At 55.6% G+C, this 17901-nt stretch carries 14 protein-coding genes, 2 pseudogenes and 1 riboswitch; of the genes and pseudogenes, 11 read left to right on the top strand and 5 right to left on the bottom strand.

What is annotated here, in order from left to right; genetic code table 11:
* Positions 1–152: 152 nt before the first annotated feature.
* Positions 153–1202 (top strand): annotated as a pseudogene (locus EDC27_RS16850) (sigma-54 interaction domain-containing protein); the annotation flags it as partial.
* Here EDC27_RS16850 and EDC27_RS00940 read toward each other — a convergent pair.
* Entirely contained in the window at positions 1192–3825 is a 2634-nt protein-coding gene (locus EDC27_RS00940) for a hybrid sensor histidine kinase/response regulator (RefSeq protein WP_123288746.1), read from the bottom strand. The pseudogene EDC27_RS16850 and the gene EDC27_RS00940 overlap by 11 nt on opposite strands.
* 563 nt (positions 3826–4388) lie before the next feature.
* Here EDC27_RS00940 and EDC27_RS00930 point away from each other — a divergent pair.
* From EDC27_RS00930 to EDC27_RS00920, 3 genes are all read left to right on the top strand, one after another.
* Positions 4389–4724 carry a cyclic nucleotide-binding domain-containing protein gene (locus tag EDC27_RS00930; RefSeq protein ID WP_170161496.1) on the top strand — a complete coding sequence of 112 codons (336 nt, stop codon included), beginning with the start codon at positions 4389–4391 and terminating at the stop codon, positions 4722–4724.
* 295 nt (positions 4725–5019) lie between these two features.
* A complete protein-coding gene (locus tag EDC27_RS00925; protein WP_148045626.1) occupies positions 5020–5772 on the top strand; it encodes a cache domain-containing protein in 753 nt (250 codons plus the stop codon).
* 48 nt (positions 5773–5820) lie between these two features.
* The gene (locus tag EDC27_RS00920) at positions 5821–6219 is read left to right on the top strand and encodes a response regulator (protein WP_123288742.1); all 399 of its coding nucleotides are present in this window, start codon (positions 5821–5823) and stop codon (positions 6217–6219) included.
* Here the strand turns inward: EDC27_RS00920 and EDC27_RS00915 are convergent.
* The 4 genes from EDC27_RS00915 to EDC27_RS00900 all read right to left on the bottom strand — a co-directional run bounded on the left by EDC27_RS00915 (position 6160) and on the right by EDC27_RS00900 (position 8731).
* The gene (locus EDC27_RS00915; RefSeq protein WP_123288741.1) at positions 6160–7155 is read right to left on the bottom strand and encodes an inorganic phosphate transporter; all 996 of its coding nucleotides are present in this window, start codon (positions 7153–7155) and stop codon (positions 6160–6162) included. The genes EDC27_RS00920 and EDC27_RS00915 overlap by 60 nt on opposite strands.
* A gap of 29 nt (positions 7156–7184) precedes the next feature.
* Positions 7185–7811: a DUF47 family protein gene (locus EDC27_RS00910; RefSeq protein ID WP_170161495.1), complete on the bottom strand. Its 627-nt coding sequence runs from the start codon at positions 7809–7811 to the stop codon at positions 7185–7187.
* Complete coding sequence (locus tag EDC27_RS00905; protein ID WP_123288739.1) at positions 7804–8205, bottom strand: CBS domain-containing protein; 402 nt, start codon at positions 8203–8205, stop codon at positions 7804–7806. The genes EDC27_RS00910 and EDC27_RS00905 overlap by 8 nt, the downstream gene beginning before the upstream one ends.
* A 157-nt stretch (positions 8206–8362) precedes the next feature.
* Positions 8363–8731, bottom strand: coding sequence for a hypothetical protein (locus EDC27_RS00900; protein ID WP_148045625.1), 369 nt, complete (start codon positions 8729–8731; stop codon positions 8363–8365).
* A gap of 403 nt (positions 8732–9134) precedes the next feature.
* Here EDC27_RS00900 and EDC27_RS00895 point away from each other — a divergent pair, with 403 nt between their 5' ends.
* The 7 genes and pseudogenes from EDC27_RS00895 to EDC27_RS00855 all read left to right on the top strand — a co-directional run bounded on the left by EDC27_RS00895 (position 9135) and on the right by EDC27_RS00855 (position 17795).
* Complete coding sequence (locus tag EDC27_RS00895) at positions 9135–9320, top strand: Druantia anti-phage system protein DruA (protein ID WP_123288737.1); 186 nt, start codon at positions 9135–9137, stop codon at positions 9318–9320.
* A gap of 1297 nt (positions 9321–10617) precedes the next feature.
* Positions 10618–11448 (top strand): hypothetical protein, encoded by an 831-nt coding sequence (locus EDC27_RS00880; RefSeq protein ID WP_123288734.1) that lies wholly within the window; start codon positions 10618–10620, stop codon positions 11446–11448.
* 520 nt (positions 11449–11968) lie between these two features.
* Positions 11969–12376: a hypothetical protein gene (locus EDC27_RS15735; RefSeq protein ID WP_148045624.1), complete on the top strand. Its 408-nt coding sequence runs from the start codon at positions 11969–11971 to the stop codon at positions 12374–12376.
* Between the two features lie 337 nt (positions 12377–12713).
* Positions 12714–12851 (top strand): annotated as a pseudogene (locus EDC27_RS17000) (IS1380 family transposase); the annotation flags it as partial.
* Between the two features lie 263 nt (positions 12852–13114).
* Positions 13115–14278 (top strand): MFS transporter, encoded by a 1164-nt coding sequence (locus tag EDC27_RS00870; RefSeq protein ID WP_123288732.1) that lies wholly within the window; start codon positions 13115–13117, stop codon positions 14276–14278.
* Between the two features lie 297 nt (positions 14279–14575).
* Positions 14576–14637, top strand: a riboswitch (Fluoride riboswitch).
* 51 nt (positions 14638–14688) lie between these two features.
* Positions 14689–16215, top strand: a complete 1527-nt coding sequence (locus EDC27_RS00860) for a MutS-related protein (RefSeq protein WP_123288730.1) — start codon at positions 14689–14691, stop codon at positions 16213–16215.
* On the top strand, positions 16215–17795 hold the full coding sequence (locus tag EDC27_RS00855; RefSeq protein ID WP_342778619.1) for a MutS-related protein: 1581 nt from the start codon (positions 16215–16217) through the stop codon (positions 17793–17795). Before EDC27_RS00860 ends, EDC27_RS00855 begins: the two co-directional genes overlap by 1 nt.
* Positions 17796–17901: the final 106 nt, after the last annotated feature.

The raw sequence follows: 17901 nt of genomic DNA, 5'->3' as shown, positions 1-17901 counted from the left end.
ATGGCCGCGGTGACCCTTGTCCCTCTGGTGCCCATGGCCGCCATCAACTACCACGAATATCGCAAGGTGCTCAGTCAGGAACCCGCCAACCCTCTGCGCACGCTCGTGAACAAGATGAAACACCCCCTTGAGCTCTTCATCGCCGACCGCACATCGGCCGAAGCCGCGCCATGCAGGAAGTCTATAAGGCCATCGGGCGTGTGGCCGGCACCGACGCCACGGTGCTCAATCGCGGTGAGTCTGGGACCGGCAAGGAACTGGTGGCTCGCGCCATCGACCAGCATAACCACAGGTCTTCCAGGCCGTTTCTGGTCATCAATTCTGTGGCCATTCCGGAGACGCTGCACGAAAGCGAACTGTTCGGCTATGAAAAGGGAGCTTTTACCGGGCGGTGGGTCGCCGCATGGGCAAGGTGGAACAGGCTCATCACGGTACATTGTTTCTGGACGAGATTGGCGACATGCCCGTGAGCATTCAGGCCAAGTTTCTGCAGCTGCTTCAGGAGCGTAGCACCGAACGCCTGGGCGGACGGCGCCCCATTCCTGTGGATGTGCGCATCATGCCGGCCACCAACAGAAACCTGGAAGAGGCGGTGGTCGAAGGGCGTTTTCGAGACGATCTTTATTGCCGGTTGAGTGTGGTCAACCTGACCCTTCCGCCTTTGCGGGTGCGAAGGGAGGATATTCCTCAGTTGGCGGAGTATTTTCTCAGCCGATGTGCCGCGGAAATGGGCGTTCCCGATCCCGGAATCACGCAAGACGCCGTGCAATGCCTGATGACCATGGATTGGCCGGGAAACGTTCGTCAGATGGCCAACGTGATCCGCAAAGCGCTCATTTTCAATTGCGGTTTTCCTCTGGAAAGCGTCGACCTGCGGCGGGCGGTGGGAGAAGAACCCAACGGCGTGGATTTGCCCAGAGGGGCCAGGGAAGCCGATGAGGCGACCGAACTGCTTGGACCAATGGATCCTTCACCAGTTGGGGCACGGTGTGGCCGAAAGGCTTTTTGATACCCTCGTGGACGATTTCAGTGCGCGGGCGATTCGCCTCGCCTTGGAGACGACCAAGGGCAACCGCACCCATGCCGCCAGACTCTTGGGTATTTCCCGCCCAACCCTCTTGGCCCGCATGGAAAAGTATGGCTCGTGTGGAAGCGACCGTGGCGTTCTAAGCCGTTTCGCAGGCTGCAGCCCTACGTTTTAGCGGGCTTAGGGCCATCCGACAACACCCTGCGCAGCACCTTTTCTAGATCTTCCATGCGGTAAGGTTTGGCGATGCCGGCCCGAAAGCCGTAGGCTTGGGGCTGGGACAAGACCGGGTCGTTGGAGTAACCAGTGGAGGCGACGGCGCGCACGTGAGGATCCAGGGCCTGCAGCTTTTCGACGACTTCCCGACCGCCGACGCCTCCCGGCACCGTTAAGTCCAAGATGACGCCATCAAAAGGTTTTCCTATGGCCAGGGCCTGCTGGTAGCGCGCAAGGGCCTCCATGCCTTCCACCGTCGCCTCGCTCTCAAAGCCCAAATGTTGCAGCATGGCCGAAAGCACATCTCGCACGATGGGATCATCGTCCATGATCAAAATGCGCCCGGTGCCCTGGAGAGGTTTGTGGTCTTCGAGGGCGACGCTCGCATCGGTCACCTTCTGGGATGCCGGAAGGTAAAAGGTCACGCGCGTTCCTTGGCCGAGGTGGGAGTGCACGGTCATGTGGCCATCGTGCCTCTTGACAATGGAATAGGCCGTGGGAAGTCCCAGGCCGCTGCCCTTTTTCTTGGTGGTGAAATAGGGATCGAAAATGGCTTCCATGTGTTCTTTGGGAATGCCGACCCCGTGATCTTGGACGGACACCGCCACATAGCGACCGGGACGCAACGGCATCTCCGGACCCGCTTCCACAAGAACGTTTTGCGCCTCCACGGTCACGGTGCCTCCGTGGGGCATGGCCTGATGAGCGTTGATGACCAGGTTTTGAAGGACCTGACCGATTTGGGTGGCATCGTAGTCCACCAGCCACAAGTCCTCAGGAAGATCAAACCGGGCTTGCGATGGCGTGCCTCGCAGGGAAAACTCCGTACAGTCCCGAATCAGATCCTGCAAGGACCCCGTTTTCTTGATGGGCGCGCCGCCCTTGGCAAAGGTGAGCAACTGGCGCGTGAGTTCCTGGGCTCTGACGCATGCTTTTTCCACGTGGTCCAAACGATCGCCAGTGCTGGTTTCGTTATCAATGAGGTGTTTGATGAGTGAGATGTGTCCGAGAATACCTGCGAGAATGTTGTTGAAATCGTGGGCGATGCCTCCCGCAAGAAGCCCCAAGGATTCCAGTTTCTGCGCTCGAAGCCGCTCCTGCTCCGCAAGCTTGCGGTCGCTCAAATCCTGAACGAAAGTCCAAATGGAATCGGGCGTGCCATCGGGGCTTCGATGCAGATACATGCGCACTTCCACGTCCAAAAGGGAGCCGTCTTTTCGAATGAGCTGTTTTTCAAATTTATCGGAAAAACCTCGATCCATGAGCTGTTGGCGCATGGCTCGCGAAATGGCGTCAAAGCGCTGCGGCGGCGTCATGTCCCGGCACGCCACGCCGAGAATTTCTTGGGGATCGTCGTATCCCAGCATGCGGGCAAAGGGGCGATTGCATTCCAAAATAACCCCGTGAAAGTCCGTGCGCACGTAGCCGTCTCGACTGCGTTCGTACAATTCCCTGTAGCGTCGTTCTGATTCCTCCAAACGGGCCTGCGCCTCTCGGCGCCGCTTGAGTTCTTCGTAAAGCCGAGCATTGGCTTCCTTGAGTTCCGCCGTTTTCCTAGCCACTTCCTCTTCCAGATGGCGTGCAGCCTGATCCACGATGGCATCGGCGCGTTGTTTTTGCACCATGGCACCCACAAGATGCGCCGCGGTCTTTAAGGCGTCGATTTCCGCGGGGGTCCATCGCCTCGCAAGGACACAGTCGTCAAAGCCCATAAACCCCCAAAGGGCTCCGTTGACGAAAATGGGGGCGGCGACCAAAGAGATGATGCCTTGGGCTTCCAGAACGGGGCGCTCCGAAGGGGGAAAGTCTTCAATGAGGCCGTGAATGGGTTCGCCTTGTAAAAAGGTTTCGAGCCATCGGGAAAACCCACCTTTCACGATGGGAAAGTTTTCCAAGTCGGGATTGCCTTTTTGCGAAGAGATGCCCTTCGCCGCCCATTCATACTTCTGGCTGGTAAGAAGCGTGCCGTCTTCGGCCAGGGAATTTTCAAAGACGTAGACGCGACTTGCCCGTGTGGCTTCGCCCAGTCTGCCCAAAACCGTCTCCATGGGCACGTCGCTACGGGACTGCCGAAGAAAGTATTCGGCGGCATAGGTGACGGCTTGCAGAATGGCGTCCCGGTTAACCTGGGATTGTTCGAGGGTCTTCCTTTCCGTGATGTCGTGAAGAATGCCGTGAAGCTTTCGTGTGCCATCGGTGCCGTGCACCACCCTGGCTTGGTCCAGGACCCAACGAACCTGGCCGTCGTGGCTGATGAGCCGATACTCACAAGACAGGGGCTGAGCCTCTTTCAGAGCGCGGCGTCGTTCGGCAAGCACCCTATCCCTGTCTTCGGGATGCAGGCACGCAGACCATGATTGTTGTGAAGGCTCAGGAACTGAATCCGGATCCGCCAACATCCAGTGTAACTGAGGGCTCATATAACAGGCGCCGTCCTCATCATCGAGGGTGTCGCAATAGACCACGGCGGGAATGTGCTCCACCAAGCCTTGATAGGAGAGCTCTTCTTTAGGGCTATCATGGTGAAAATCTTGTTTATTCGGTTCGCGCTGGTCCTTGATTGCCGTCCTTCGTCTCTGCATGAGCTCTTCCCTTCATGTCCACGCCCTCTGTGAACGGCCTCCTGAACGCCCTGCGCCGCCTACGTCATGGGGTCCCCGAGTCACGTGACCAAATTTGGCGAAATTCCACAACTTGTCAACCTCCATCGCACCGAGGGCGAGAAAAAAATGAAAAACTGTCAGGTTCTTTTACACTGCGTCAAAAGAACAAAGGGTTAGCCCCCGACTTGTCGAGGCGGCCTTTATGGCCGCCCAAGGTCCTTGAAGCGCAAAAACGCGGCCCTGTTCGCGGACCGAGAGCTGGCCCAGGGGCGCCTCCTCATCCTGGAGTTTCCTTGAATGGTGCGTTTCTTGCCTCATGAAAAGGCAAAGCTTGCCCCAAGCCAGGCAGCCGATTCCTTGCCACTCGAGGCCAAGGGCGCCTTGCGGACAAGCTTTGCAATGGGCCCGTTCGGTGAGTGAGCGGCACGAAACCGCTTTAAAAGCTTTCACGGAAGGAGGGCAGACAAGATGACCATCAACCAACTCAAAGCATGCCGTTTCTTCTTGGTTTTCGGCGATGCAGAACTGGAAAAATCACCCAGGTGACGCAGAAGAAAAGCTACAAAAAGGGGGATGTGGTCTACAGGAGCGGGGAAACGGCGGGAAAATTTTTCATCGTGGCCAGTGGAGTGGTGAGCCTTCGAGAATTCCAACCGGAAGACGCGGTGGGCATCGCCTTTGAAACTCGAGGTCCGGGGGAGCTTTTTGGCACGGCGTCCTTGATGCCCTCCAAAACCTTCACCCTGACGGCCGTATGCCAGGAAGATACCGAACTCTATGAGGTGGACGTGAAAGGCCTGGAAGAACTCATTCAATGGGCGTCATCCATCGGCCACATCCTCATGAAAGAAGTCGTCCCTATCTATTTTGATCGATAACGAATGTGTAAACAATAATTGTATGAAATGGTCCAGACGCCGACCTTGATTACGGCACTGCCCGGGTAGGGTATGAGGTTCAAGGAGTTCTCAGAGAGCCTTCTCCTGCGATCGTGGGACGCCCATGGAAGACAAGTACGCCAATCTTCGGCTGAAACTTTTGGCCTCCATGTTGAGTTTTTCCCTGATGCCGCTCTTTATCGTCGGGATCCGTCTGTACCATCAGTTCGATCAAGCCTAAACGCGTCGAGAGGAGGATCATCTTCGGGCCCTAATGGAGGATCGTCGGCACGCCTTGGATCTCTCCTTTGAAGAGCGCATCTCACAGCTCTACACCGTGGCCCATACGCACAGCTTTGAACAGATACGATCGCAGGAGAAACTATACGAAATCTTTGGCCTCTTGCAGCACCGCTCCAAGTATTTCGTGGCCCTTGGCGTCATTAACGACCAAGGCAACCACGTGGCCTATGCGGGCCCGTATGCCCTAAAGGGAATCAACTACAAGGATTCGGAATGGTTTCAATCGGTGCGGCTGCGCGGCATTTATATGAGTGATGTTTTTCTTGGAGTGCGCAATTTTCCGCATTTCGTCATTGCGGTGATGCGGCGAGAGGAGAAAAAATTTTGGATTCTCAGGGCGACAATGAACACGGATCTTTTTGAGTCCATGGTCAAGGTGGCCCAAGCGGGAGAGTTCGGCGACGCTTTTTTGGTCAATCAACGCAACGTGCTGCAGACCTCTTCGCGTTTTCTCAGCCGCGTCATGGAAAATCTGGGCATGCTTGCGTTGCCGTGGTTCGCGGGCACCCGCCTCATCACGCAAGACATCGGTCAACGCACCATGGTCGTCGGGGCCACCTGGCTCCAAACTGCCCATGGATGTTGGTGGTCATGGAAGATTCTCAGGAAGAGTATCTTCCCGTTCCTGCAGACGCGATCCTTGGCTCTGATCCTTTTGGCGGCCGGGGTTGCCGTGGTCGTGCTGGGCGCCGTCTTTATCGTTACCTTACCGTTGAACGTGCCCGGTGCATCCCCCGTCGGGTAGCTTTGGGTAAGAAGGCAAAACGTCCGTAGTGTGAGGAGGTCTGGTTCCATGAATCGCCCACCGTACCGCGTGTTGGTCGCGGACGACGAAGCCGATTTTCTGGAAACTCTTATGAGGCGCCTGGAAAAACGCCAGGTGGAAGCCATGGGTGTCTCTGGAGGACGAGAAGCCCTGGAAAAACTCTCGCAGCGCCCCGTGGATGTGGTGATCTTGGATGTTCGCATGCCCGGCATGGACGGCCTTGAAGTGCTTCAAGAGATCGAGAAGAGCTGGCCTCTCGTGGAAGTGATTTTGCTCACCGGGCATGCCTCCGTGGAATCCGGGCTTCAGGGCATGGAACTGGGAGCCTTTGACTACGCGATGAAACCTTGCAAGCTATTGGAAATGTTACCAAAGATTGAGCTGGCTTACGAACGCAAGCGCCTTGGCGAAAAGGCTGTTCAATGAAGCCACTCCGGTAAGCATGAGCAGGGCGTGAACGGCCAGGGTCAGCGCCCCGGCGCACACGGGGGTCAAGATCCACCCGAGGCCAATCTTAAGCACCACGCGTATGTTGATGGTCTGCAAACCCTTGGCAACTCCTATGCCCACGATGGCGCCCACCACGGCCTGCGAAGACGACACGGGGACTCCAATCTGTGTGAATAGATGCAACGTGACGGCTTCGGCAAACACCACAACCATGGCCGAAAAGGGATCCAGAGGAACGATGCCTTTGCCCACCGTCATCATGACGCGCCCGCTGTAGGTCAAAACCCCCAGGGCTATGCTCAGCCCACCGATGATCGCCCCCACATTGGTGTTCAAAAGTCCCGACGTGACATAAATCCCGGTGACGTTGGCCACACTGTTGGCCCCCAAGCCGTAGGCGGCGTAACAGCCCGTGAGCAGCACCGCCACGGAATAAAATCGGTTGCGAGCGGAAAAGGATGTGATCCTGTCCACGACGAGCTTTGCCAGAGCTCGATGCAGAAAGGCGCTGGAGAGAGAAGCGCTGATGGGGGTCAGAGTCCAGCACAGAACGATTCTGGTCAGCTGGGAAAAATCGGGGGACGCCTCCACGATGGACCATCCCAGAATGGCCCCCACGAGAGCTTGGGATGTGGATGCTGGTACGCCAGCTCGCGTCAGCATCGTCATGGTGACGGCGGTGGAAAGGGTGAGGATGAAGGCGGTGTCGGCATGCACAAGGGCTAACTTGCCGTAGGTGCTCATGCACTTGGCCCCTTCCATCACCGCGCCCAAAACCACATAGGCGGCGGTCAGCCAAAGGGCTTGGGAAAAGCGCACGAGGCCGCTGGCCACGGCCGTTCCAAAGATGTTTGCGGAGTGATTGGCCCCCAGACTCCATCCCAGAAACAGCCCACCAAGGATTCTCCACATGGCTTTCGCCTCGCTCCGTCAGGGATGCTCTAGCGGAAGCTCACGGTGAGCACATAAAGGGCATCACTGGCATCTTCGATGTGGTCACTGAAGGTGGTGAGGCTGTCCAGGAAGTCGGCGTAGAATTTGCCCTGCCAGAAGTCGCCGACGGGAATGTCATGGATTTTTTGGTTAATCTCCGCCTTGAGGTCGTCCACGCGTTTTTCCAAAATGCGAATGGCCAGCACCTGTTCTCGAATGTCTTCGCCGTGAATGGCCCGTTGAAAGGCGAGCCTGAGGATTTCGCACATCTCCTTGTTGAGCGACGTGATGGTGCGACATTCATCGGCGATGGCGTCATGCAAGGAAATCCGCTCAAAGAATCGTGCGGTGTCTTCCAAAGTATCAAAGGCCTGATCCACCAATTCCACGAATCGACACAGGCTCGGCCTCAGATATGGCAAGAACGCGCCTTCAAAAATGATGGACAGGGCGTGGCGTCTGGCCATGTCTCCTTCGCGTTCCAGGTCGTAGATGGTTTCTGCGCGGGAGGTTTCCTCGCGGCGAATGAGGTCGCCCAGGGCATCGTTGGCCATGCACATCAGCTGCAGATGCTCGTGCATGGCCTTCAGGGCGGCCTCTTCCTTGTCATACCCGCGCAGCCACCTTTTAAACATGAGCGTTCCTCGCCCGGTCGATGAGTGCGGCTTGCATGATGTCCATGAGGGCCACGACGCCGACGATCTTTTCCTGGTCGCAGATGAAGACACGTGCCACATTGGTCTGTTCCATCAGGGCGGCCACGTTTTGCACACTCTCATCCTTGGAAACGCATCGCAAAGGTCGACAGGCGATGTCGCCCACACGGACCTTGAGGGGATTGAGCCCCTTGACCAGGACCTTGAACACTACGTCCCGAGCCGTGACCACGCCATCCGTTTCCGCGTCATGGGAAGCGCGCACCAGGAGGGAGCGGATGCGTTTGCCCACCATTTTTTCCAGGGCTTCGTAGACGGTGGCGTCCGAGGAAATGGACTCCAGTTTGCGCGTCATGATCTCTTCCAGCTTCATAGCTTCCTCTGTTTGAGGTTTCCCCCCCAAAGGGTTTCAAGGATTTTGGGAAAAAGGCTCTGGTGCACCCTGCCCGGGAGTCTGCGGGGGTTGTCGATGGCGACAATGAAGGAGCCCTTCCCGCGCGGGCGTGGGGCCACATTTTCGGACATGTGCCCTATAGGCGTGAGGCGTAAAGGATTGAAGGAAGGCGCCCCGCCTGATCCAGGCGCGCCTGAGCGTGGTTGCGGCTTAACGATTCCACCTGGGCCAAACCCAGAACTCGACCATCCTGCGCCAACATCTTTACGGAATCTCCCGGTGCCAAGCCGTTGGCGCTGCCAAGTCCGAAAAAGAGCCTGCATGAGCGGTCCTTGTTCTGTAGAGCCCGGTACACGGGAGCGATGCCTTGGCCTCGCAGCGTCAGGTCCAGCCCGTCGTTGAATTTATAGGATAACCACAAACAAAAGACAAGAATGGGAAGAGCCATAGCGGCCCCAGCCCAAGGGCTCATACCCAGCGTGGGCAGCACAAGGGATTTTTTCAAGCCGTGGGAGGCCTGGCGATCCGCTAGAACACGCACCGTGTACAGAGGATTTGCCGCCGCGTCCTGGGCTTTTTCGCCGTGCAGAAAGAGGCGCAGCGATTTCAGCGCGCCACAGTCGGTCCTTGGCTTCCAAAAAGCGCACGGAAAGACCCGAAGCCGTGGTTTCGTACTTGAGCCAGCGCAGTTCGGGAATAGGCGCTTCGATTTTTACGAGCGACATGGGGTCAGACCTTTATTTTTTATTCGCTTGCCGCTCCGGCACAAGGAAACCTTCCGTTCCCCCCGGCGGGCCGATGGGCGCTCAGAGATTATCGACAGCACGGAATTGGCCGGTCGGCTCTCCGCTTTCGGCTCTTTGACCTTTAAGATGGTGCGCTGAAGTCCGGAGGAAGGATTTTGAGATTTGCTGATCGACCGCCATCATGATCTGGGCTCACCCTGGATCGTCGGTTCCTATCTCAAGGACCTGCCCTCTCTTGACGATCGTCTGGTGGCGTGCCTCGGCGGGGGCTCCGCCGCGTGGAAAGCGGCGGCCCGCGACCGGGTGATCAAATGGATTCACAAGCAGCGCAAAAAAAATCTCGCCTGATTGCTTAACAACGTGCGCTTCCTGATTTTGCCCTGGGTCAAAATCCCGCACCTGGCCTCCAAGGTTTTGGGCCTCAATATCCGGCAGTTGGCCGGTGACCGGTTTGCCTTCGAGCGGGAAGACTTTGTCTGCTGGAGACTTTTGCGGACACCCCCGTTTTCAGGGCACCTAGGCCGCCAACTGGATTCGGGTGGCTGAAACCAAAGGCCGTGGCTCATATGATCGTGACCACCAGGGAACTGAGGCGTTCAAGCCAGTGTTTCTTTATCTGCTCACTATGGATTTCCGGTCATAGCTTCGTGGCTGAACAGGGACCCATCACTCCGGATTATGAAGTAAGTGATGCCGACCTGGAGAGACCACCGCCCTTGGCACTGCGCCAGATAATCCGGCAGCTATTGGCCCATCTGGCGAGGCAGGATCAGCGAGCTGCTGATGATCGCAATGACCGTCGTTCGGTTCATCCTCTGTAAGACAAAGCGCACCGCCTGCGGGAAAACCGGCAAGGGCATTGTCCCTGAGAAAAAACGAAGCGTTTTTGGCCCCGCCTCTCAGCCCTAGTTGCCGAAATCGGCGGGATCCATGGCAACAGCTGGAAGACCGTCCAGAGCTTGTGCTGCTGGGTGCTGAATTTCCGAATCAGCCTCGAGGCCGTTGAGAAAGTCAAAGACCGGGCATCAAGGCCAATGGGTCCCATAACGTGGCGATTCGAGACAAGGCCCCCAGCATAAGAGTCAATCCTTTTAACGAAACCACCTGGAAAACAACGGCTAGCTGAACTGGCTCTGGGTGATGGCCAATCCGACGGTCGCCTTTTTCAGAGTCCGGCTCAAACGCTCTCAAGCAGCCTTTGAACCCCTGACCGGAGCATGGAGCGGCACTCTGGTCGGCGATGGCTATCGGCTTGACGGGAAATAGGTGCATGCGACGCCTTTCTTCGAACATTCCCTCGCGAGGACGCCCTTGCCTTCGGCTGATAACTTAAATACAAAAGGTGCGACCAGAGTTTACGTACAGGGAATTCCACCCCCACAGGATCGCGCTCTCGTCGGGCCTACAGAACCGCTGCAACTCGGACTGACAACCCTCGAGGACATAGAAACTTACATCTTGACACCCATTACTTCTGTTATGCCCACAAGGCTGGTCGTGCCAGCCTCAGGAACATAGGGGGATTATGGGTGGACCAAAGTTCGCTGGTGCTAAAGGTGATTCTTGTGATAATAGCTATCCCGGTCGGGTTGCTAGGGTCCGCACTGTCCTAAGACAGGTCAGAAGAACAGAAGGAGAATGCATAATGGGACAATGCATTTACTGCGGAAAACCTGCCGGTTTTTTGAAGAAAAAACACAAAAAGTGCGAACAACAGCACGAAAAAGGAAAATCCGAGATTATATCTCTTGTCGGCAAAATCGGAGCTGCAGGCGGTGACCTACATCAATTGGAGAGATCCATTGAGCGCGTTGCTTCAATGAGTTTTATCGATAAGAATACTCTGAAATCTCTACTGGTATCTGGCTGGGAAAGGGCCGTAAATATTGCTTTTGACGACGGACTACTTTCCGAGAAAGAAGAATCAGCACTCATTGAATTAAAGGAGCACTTTGCATTGCCAGAGGAGATTCTTGATAAGAATGGAGCGTATTCAAAGCTGGAAAAGGGTGCTGTTCTACGCGACATCATGAATGGAACCTTGCCGGAAAGAATAAAAATTGATGTAAGCTTACCGTTCAATTTTCAGAAAACAGAAAAAGTCGTATGGGTGTTCCAAGGCGTAAATTACTATGAAGAAAAGACTAGAACCCGTTATGTTGGTGGTTCTCAAGGTTTTAGCATTCGTATTGCAAAAGGACTGTATTATCGAACTGGTGCGTTTAAAGGTGAACGCGTACAGACGTCTGAAACCGTGTATGCAGATACGGGGTTGCTGGGTATCACAAATAAACACATTTACTTTGCCGGTTCAGTAAAACGATTCCGCATCGCTTACAACAAGATTGTTACCTTCGAGCCTTTTTCTGATGGCATTGGGATCCAAAGGGATGCACAAACAGTCAGGCCGCAGTTGTTCGAAACTGGTGATGGTTGGTTTACTTACAATCTCATCAGAAATTTGGCTCAGTTGTAATGGCTTCTAGCAATCGCATGCACTCGGACAGCATAAAGCGTCGCTCCTCTTTGCTCTGCTTTTTGCATCCGGTCATACGAACCTGAAATGATCAATTTAAGCGATTTGTATGCCATGTGGTGGCCAGAATCCGCGAACCTAATCGAGCCGACGCGGCCGTCATCGTCCGCATGGAAAGCGAACTTTTTCACAAGAAGCTTTTCGAGGCTTTAAAGATTTGAGCGTTGGCGACATCTTTGATGGCACACTGTATAAGCCGATCAAGGCATTTGTGGCCCAAAGCCAGAGGAACCAGGCCGCCTGGGGCCTCGACAAGAAAGGGAGCCAGGTCGGGCAATACCTGGAGCTTGGCACACGGTGCGGTCGGTGGACGTCGTTTTTTCGAGCGCTGTTTTGCCGTCCGCTCGATCAAGATGCCCAGATGGTGCTGCCCTTTTGCCCGGCCCGACACGGTGGTGGTCGCCAACCTGGGCATGGAACAGGCCATCGATGCAGCGCTCACCAAGGCTGGATGCGGTCAATGGCTTCAAGGGCAAGGGATCCTCGCCGGTTACCACGGCCGGGGCAGCGAGGAGCTGGTGCATCGAGCGCTGAAGGATTTCGGCTTCGAGCAACTGCCTTTCAAGCGCTTTGCCCCAATGCCGCCTTCTTCGACACGATGCTGGTGGCCTTTTTTCTCTACGAGAGCTTCAAGCAAGACGTCTGCGCGCCGGTGGACGAACCCGTTTGCTATGCCACCACGCTGCGCCGTAGGGTGATGGACATGGCCGCCAAGATCGTGCGTCACGGCCGCCGTGTGGTGCTGAAAGTGACGACGGCAACCTTTGAGGCCCTCCATTTCGAGAGGCTTTGGCACAAAAGCGGGGCGCCGCCCAGATATTGCTGGGGGGAAGGGAAATCCAGCACCGAAGAAATTACCTATAAGTAGAGAAGTGTCTCCAAAATCGCATAAACTTGACGGCATACTAAATATCAGAGCTCTTTCACGAAAAAATTCCACAGTCAGTACCTGAAAGATGGCCATCGGAGTGCCAGAATCGACACTTCGTTGCTCAGAGAGGCGATCGTCGCCTCTATCTTGCCCCAGAATCGCTCAAATTAGGTAAAAGAAACCTTGACTCACTGTCGCCGGCTCTATAACCACCACATCCCCCAGAAAAATCTCGGCCATATAACCCCGATTCAGGCACTTAAAAATTGGCAACAAAAAAGACCTCAACTTTTTGTGAAATCGGTCCATGACTTTTCGGGACATGACACATATGGATGTGTTCTGCCTGGACAGCTCCGGGACCCTAAAAGCCAGAAGAGGCTGCACCGAACAGGGATATTCTGGTTACGCTCCCATCGCCGTCGACCTGGGTGAGGAAGGTTGGTGTCTCAAATGGTGGCAACGGCCCGGATGGATACGTCCGCGCACGGTTCGCGGAAAAGGGGCTGATTCTTCAAAGATCCCAGGAAAGAACACAGGCTGTTGCCCCTCTTTTGTGTTATGCCGGAGTGCCGATGGCGATTTTTTAAAAAACACCCCTGCGGGAATGAGGGAATGGAAGGCCTCTCACCGATTCAGGTACGTCTCAAGCCTTCCTCTCACCCGCCGGCCAACCCGTAACACAAATTGTTCGTCGCCTCACTGCATTAGAATCCGAATGAGAGGAGGTTATCGATGCATCTTTTTAGAGCTACGGCTATCAGATTCGTCATCCTGCTCGGCGTTGTCAGTCTGTTCGCTGACGCAACGTATGAAGGCGCACGGAGCATCTCGGGTCCCTATCTCGCATTGTTGGGCGCAAGTGGAACGGTCGTAGGGTTTGTGGCGGGCTTTGGAGAACTCGTCGGATACGGGTTGCGCCTGGTATCGGGATATTTGAGCGACCGTACGCGCCGCTATTGGGCAATGACGTTGGTCGGGTATGCGCTCAATTTGCTCGCCGTACCCCTATTGGCGTTGGCTGGTCAGTGGGAATTGGCCGCTGCACTCTTGATTACCGAGCGAATGGGAAAGGCCCTCCGCACCCCGGCACGTGATGCAATGCTTTCGTACGCGACCAAGGCTACGGGGCGTGGCTGGGGCTTTGGGCTGCACGAAGCCATGGATCAAGTCGGCGCCGTTGCCGGCCCCATCATCGTCACGGTGGTGATGGCGAGGCAAAACAGTTACCCCGCTGCGTTCGCGGCTCTCGCGATCCCCGCCATACTCGCCCTATCCGTGTTGCTCATGGCCCGGTGGCTCTACCCGCACCCACAAGATTTGGAACCGACAGCACCCCAGTTGCAGGCGCAAGGATTTCCCCGAGCCTACTGGATTTATCTTGCCGCCGTCGCTCTGGTGGCGGTGGGCTACGTGGACTTTCCCCTGATCGCCTATCATTTTGGGAAAACATCGTCTGTGCCCGACACATGGATTCCACTCCTTTACGCCATTGCGATGGGGGTGGACGCGCTGGCAGCGCTGTTGTTTGGTCGCTGGTTTGACCGCATTGGCATTCAAATTCTGATGATCGTTTCGCTGATCTCGGCATTTTTCGCGCCCCTGGTGTTCTTGGGCGGTTTCCGTTTGGCCGTGGTCGGCATGGCCATATGGGGCGTCGGCATGGGCGCACAAGAATCCATCCTGCGCGCGGCCATTGCGGATATGGTCTCACGAGAACGACGTGGTTCGGCTTATGGAATTTTCAATACAGGCTTTGGAGTGTTCTGGTTTTTAGGCAGCGCGTTGATGGGGATTCTGTACGATCTGTCATTGCCCGCGCTCATCACCTTTTCGGTCGTGATGCAGCTTGCCTCGGTGCCGTTGTTCTTTGTGGTTGGCAAGCAACTTCGCAAATGACCCGATCCATACTGCGAGAAGACGGCCTTACACCAATGGCTCTCTCAAGATGTCAGAGTTGACGCTTAGTTGTGGAGTGTCGACCTTCGCAATGAGTCAAAATATTCGTGATAGACAAAATGTCCAATCACCAAAGCAAAGCAGCGGTCAACAACCGCTTCCAGCCGTCACGATCCGCGTGCGGCTGAACCCGGCCGTTGGGCGGCGAAGACGCCAACAGTGAAAACATGAACCGCTTAGAAGAAAAGAGAAACGATTTGACACCCGCGGAAAACAAGATGAAAATAAATAAAAACAATTGATTTAGGTGATGAGGCTCACCCTGAACCGCCATGCTGGCTGATAGCCTCTACGGAGAAGGGAATTCTCTGTGGAGGCTTTTTTTTCGGATGTGCCATAGGACAAGGATCATGGTTTTCAACAGCATTCTTCGTGACAAAGATGGCCCCCCATTTGAACCAACCAAACAGCCCGATTTCTTCCCCGACCTGAACCTGGATCACGTCATTGGTGCCATCACCGAGCCAAAACAGGAGTACAACCTGAATCCGTTTTTCTGGTTCCCCCTCCGTGATACGGAAACGATCCGCTATAGGCAGGTGGTGATGCAGGACCTGGAAAATGAAACCGTCATGGAAGGCATCAAAGCAAGTGCGGAAAAAATGAGCCTTGTTCGCCGCTATCTGGCCATGGCGGAAGAGCTGGACTTTGACTATCACAAAAAGGGGTGGATCCTAGAAGCGGCAAGGGTCTATTGTGACACGGTCACGAAGCTGGCGCGTCATCTGACCCATGTCCCCTTGAGATCACAAGGTCTGGCAGCCTTTCGGGACTATCTGAAGCATTATATTCAATCACCCGCTTTCCGTTCCCTGGCGACAGAGAGCCAACACGTCAAAGAGGCTCTCGCCGAGGTTCGATACTGCGTGATCATCCAGAGCGGAAAGTTCAGAGTGAAGCGATACGAAGGCGAAGGAGAATATAGTTCGGAAGTGGAGAAAACCTTCGAGAAGTTCAAACAAAGTGACGCCCGAGACTACCTGACTAAGGTTCCGGAAAGATCCGGCATGAGTCACATTGAGGCCAAAATCCTCGAATTCGTCGCCAGGTTATACCCCGAACCCTTTGCCGCGCTGGATCAGTTCTGTCGGCAGCACATTCCGTTTCTCGACGAGACCATCCAGGCCTTTGACCGCGAGATTCAATTTTATGTGGCCTACCTGGACTTTATCGCCGACCTGAAACGCCAGGGGCTGCCTTTTTGTTACCCCGAACTCCATGCCACAGGCAAGGAGACATACGTCCACGATGGTTTCGACCTGGCCCTGGCCCATGCTCGGCGTGACAGCGACCAGGCCATCGTGCTCAACGATTTCTCCCTCCAGGGTCCGGAGCGCATCCTCGTCGTCACGGGGCCTAATCAGGGGGGCAAAACCACCTTCGCCCGTATGTTTGGGCAATTGCACTATCTGGCCAGCCTCGGATGTCCTGTTCCAGCTCGAAAGGCACGCCTCTTTGTCTTTGACCACATCTTTACTCATTTCGAAAGGAAGGAAGACATCCGTCATTTGCGAGGGAAGCTAGAGGACGACCTGATCCGCATTCGCGACATCCTCGTTCGGGCCACTCCAGACAGCATTATTATTCTGAATGAAATCTTCTCTTCCACAACCGTTCAGGACGCGCTCTTTCTGAGCAAGGAAATCATGGGCCGGCTGATGGATTTGGATGTCCTGGGCGTTTGGGTGACCTTCCTGGATGAATTGGCTTCTCTGAGCGAGAAGACCGTCAGCATGGTGGCGTTGGTGGATTCCCATGACCCCAGCACGCGCACCTTCAAGATCGTGCGGCGACCTGCCGACGGCTTGGCCTATGCCCTCTCACTGGCTCGCAAACACAACCTGACTTACGAACAGATCAAGGAGAGGGTCCGATGATGAAAGTCTTTTTGCTCTACCCTGACCGGGATTTCGATGTCGCGCAGCCATTACCGCCCAACGCGGAAAGCTTGACGCAAGACCTGGCCTTGAACACACTATTCGGGGCCATGGCCCAGGGGGATAAGTTCTTATTTCAAGTCGGACGGCAGGTCGTCTTATCCGGCCTGAACGATATCGGCACCATCACCTACCGCCAGGAGATTCTACGAGACTGCCTATCACACCGTGGTGTCGCCAGGCAGATCTACCAAATTCCCTTGGAATTCCTGGAGCGAAAGCGCGACCACTGGTTGTGGATTTCCCCGCGCCATTGCAGCCCCAGTTCCATCCTGAGCAGTGCCCGGGGGGTGCTGGATGCTTCTCTGGACTTGCTGCATCGCTTGCGGCAGATCGCCGAGGAGAATGCCACGACATTTAAGTCGCGTGGATTTCTCCGGTTCTTTGCCATGATTCGGCAGGAACTCAACGACGAATACCTGACCATCGTCCAGCGGCACATTCGAATGCTCCGCTTTCCCCAGGGTGTCTTGCTCCGCGCTCAACTGGGAAAGGGCAACGAAATATTCGATCACACGCTCTGCACCCCCCGCGATTCAAAGCGAAGGTGGTTTCAGCGCATCCTTCCCTCGCGATCGGCGAGCTATTCTTATTCCCTGCATCCTCGCGACGACACGGGGGCACGCATCCTGGGCGAATTGCGCGATCGGGGCGTTGCCCGGGCAGCCAATGCCGTTGCCCAGGCCGCCGAACATGTGGAGAGTTTCTTCAACGTGCTGCGGTGGGAACTGGCCTTTTACATGGGCTGTCTGAATCTTTACGACCAGCTGACGGCTTTGGGGGAGCCCGTTGCCTTTCCCCAGCCCGCTCCCGCGAATGAGCGGCGCTTTTCGTGCACCGGTCTCTACGATCCCGCCCTGGCGTTGACCATGGGCAAGGGGATGGTCGGCAACGATATCTCCGCCAACGGGAAGTCGCTGATGGTCATCACCGGCCCAAACCGGGGCGGCAAAACCACCTTCTTGCGCAGCGTCGGTCTGGCCCAATTGATGATGCAGAGCGGCATGTTCGTCGCCGCCGAATCGTTCTCGGCCAACTTGTGCACGGGCTTGTTCTCCCACTTCAGGCGAGAGGAAGACAAAACCATGGAGAGCGGCAAGTTCGAAGAAGAACTGAAGCGTATGAGCGCCATCGTTAACCACCTCAAGCCAAACGCTCTGATCCTGTTTAACGAGTCCTTTGCCGCCACCAACGAACGCGAAGGCTCGGAGATTGCCAGACAAATTGTTCGCGCCCTACTCGAAAAGAACGTCAAGGTATCCTATGTCACCTTCTTGCAAGAGTTTGCCCGTTACTTTTACGAAAGGGCAGAAGACAGCACCGTTTTCCTGCGCGCCGAGAGGCTGCCCGATGGAACCCGCACATTCAGGCTCAAGGAAGCGAGACCGCTTGAGACCGGTTACGGAATCGACTTGTATGGCAAGATTTTCGGGCCTGAGGTGGTTTCCCGCAAGGACACCAACGATGAGGATTACCATGGTACGGCCCGCAGTGAGGCCATGGTGGATCTGCGCAGATAGGGTTATGTGGCTTTGGATTCGCACTCACGATGAGTGTGACCGCCTTTTCACGTGAGCGTGCCCATCTCTCGAAGTTGCCGCCCAACACGCGCTGGCCAAAGGCGCT

The sequence above is a fragment of the Desulfosoma caldarium genome, from assembly GCF_003751385.1.
Taxonomy (GTDB): Bacteria; Desulfobacterota; Syntrophobacteria; order Syntrophobacterales; family DSM-9756; genus Desulfosoma; species Desulfosoma caldarium.
Note: the sequence above shows the minus strand (reverse complement) of the source record. Positions and strands in the feature narration are given on the sequence as shown.

Excerpts from the sequence above, each read along its gene's own strand:
- EDC27_RS00855 (WP_342778619.1), top strand. The coding sequence starts at position 16,215 with ATGAAAGTCTTTTTGCTCTACCCTGACCGGGATTTCGATGTCGCGCAG.
- EDC27_RS00905 (WP_123288739.1), bottom strand. The coding sequence starts at position 8,205 with ATGAAGCTGGAAGAGATCATGACGCGCAAACTGGAGTCCATTTCCTCG.
- EDC27_RS00860 (WP_123288730.1), top strand. The coding sequence starts at position 14,689 with ATGGTTTTCAACAGCATTCTTCGTGACAAAGATGGCCCCCCATTTGAA.
- EDC27_RS00870 (WP_123288732.1), top strand. The coding sequence starts at position 13,115 with ATGCATCTTTTTAGAGCTACGGCTATCAGATTCGTCATCCTGCTCGGC.
- EDC27_RS00920 (WP_123288742.1), top strand. The coding sequence starts at position 5,821 with ATGAATCGCCCACCGTACCGCGTGTTGGTCGCGGACGACGAAGCCGAT.
- EDC27_RS00940 (WP_123288746.1), bottom strand. The coding sequence starts at position 3,825 with ATGCAGAGACGAAGGACGGCAATCAAGGACCAGCGCGAACCGAATAAA.
- EDC27_RS00915 (WP_123288741.1), bottom strand. The coding sequence starts at position 7,155 with ATGTGGAGAATCCTTGGTGGGCTGTTTCTGGGATGGAGTCTGGGGGCC.
- EDC27_RS15735 (WP_148045624.1), top strand. The coding sequence starts at position 11,969 with ATGGCTTCAAGGGCAAGGGATCCTCGCCGGTTACCACGGCCGGGGCAG.
- EDC27_RS00910 (WP_170161495.1), bottom strand. The coding sequence starts at position 7,811 with ATGTTTAAAAGGTGGCTGCGCGGGTATGACAAGGAAGAGGCCGCCCTG.
- EDC27_RS00880 (WP_123288734.1), top strand. The coding sequence starts at position 10,618 with ATGGGACAATGCATTTACTGCGGAAAACCTGCCGGTTTTTTGAAGAAA.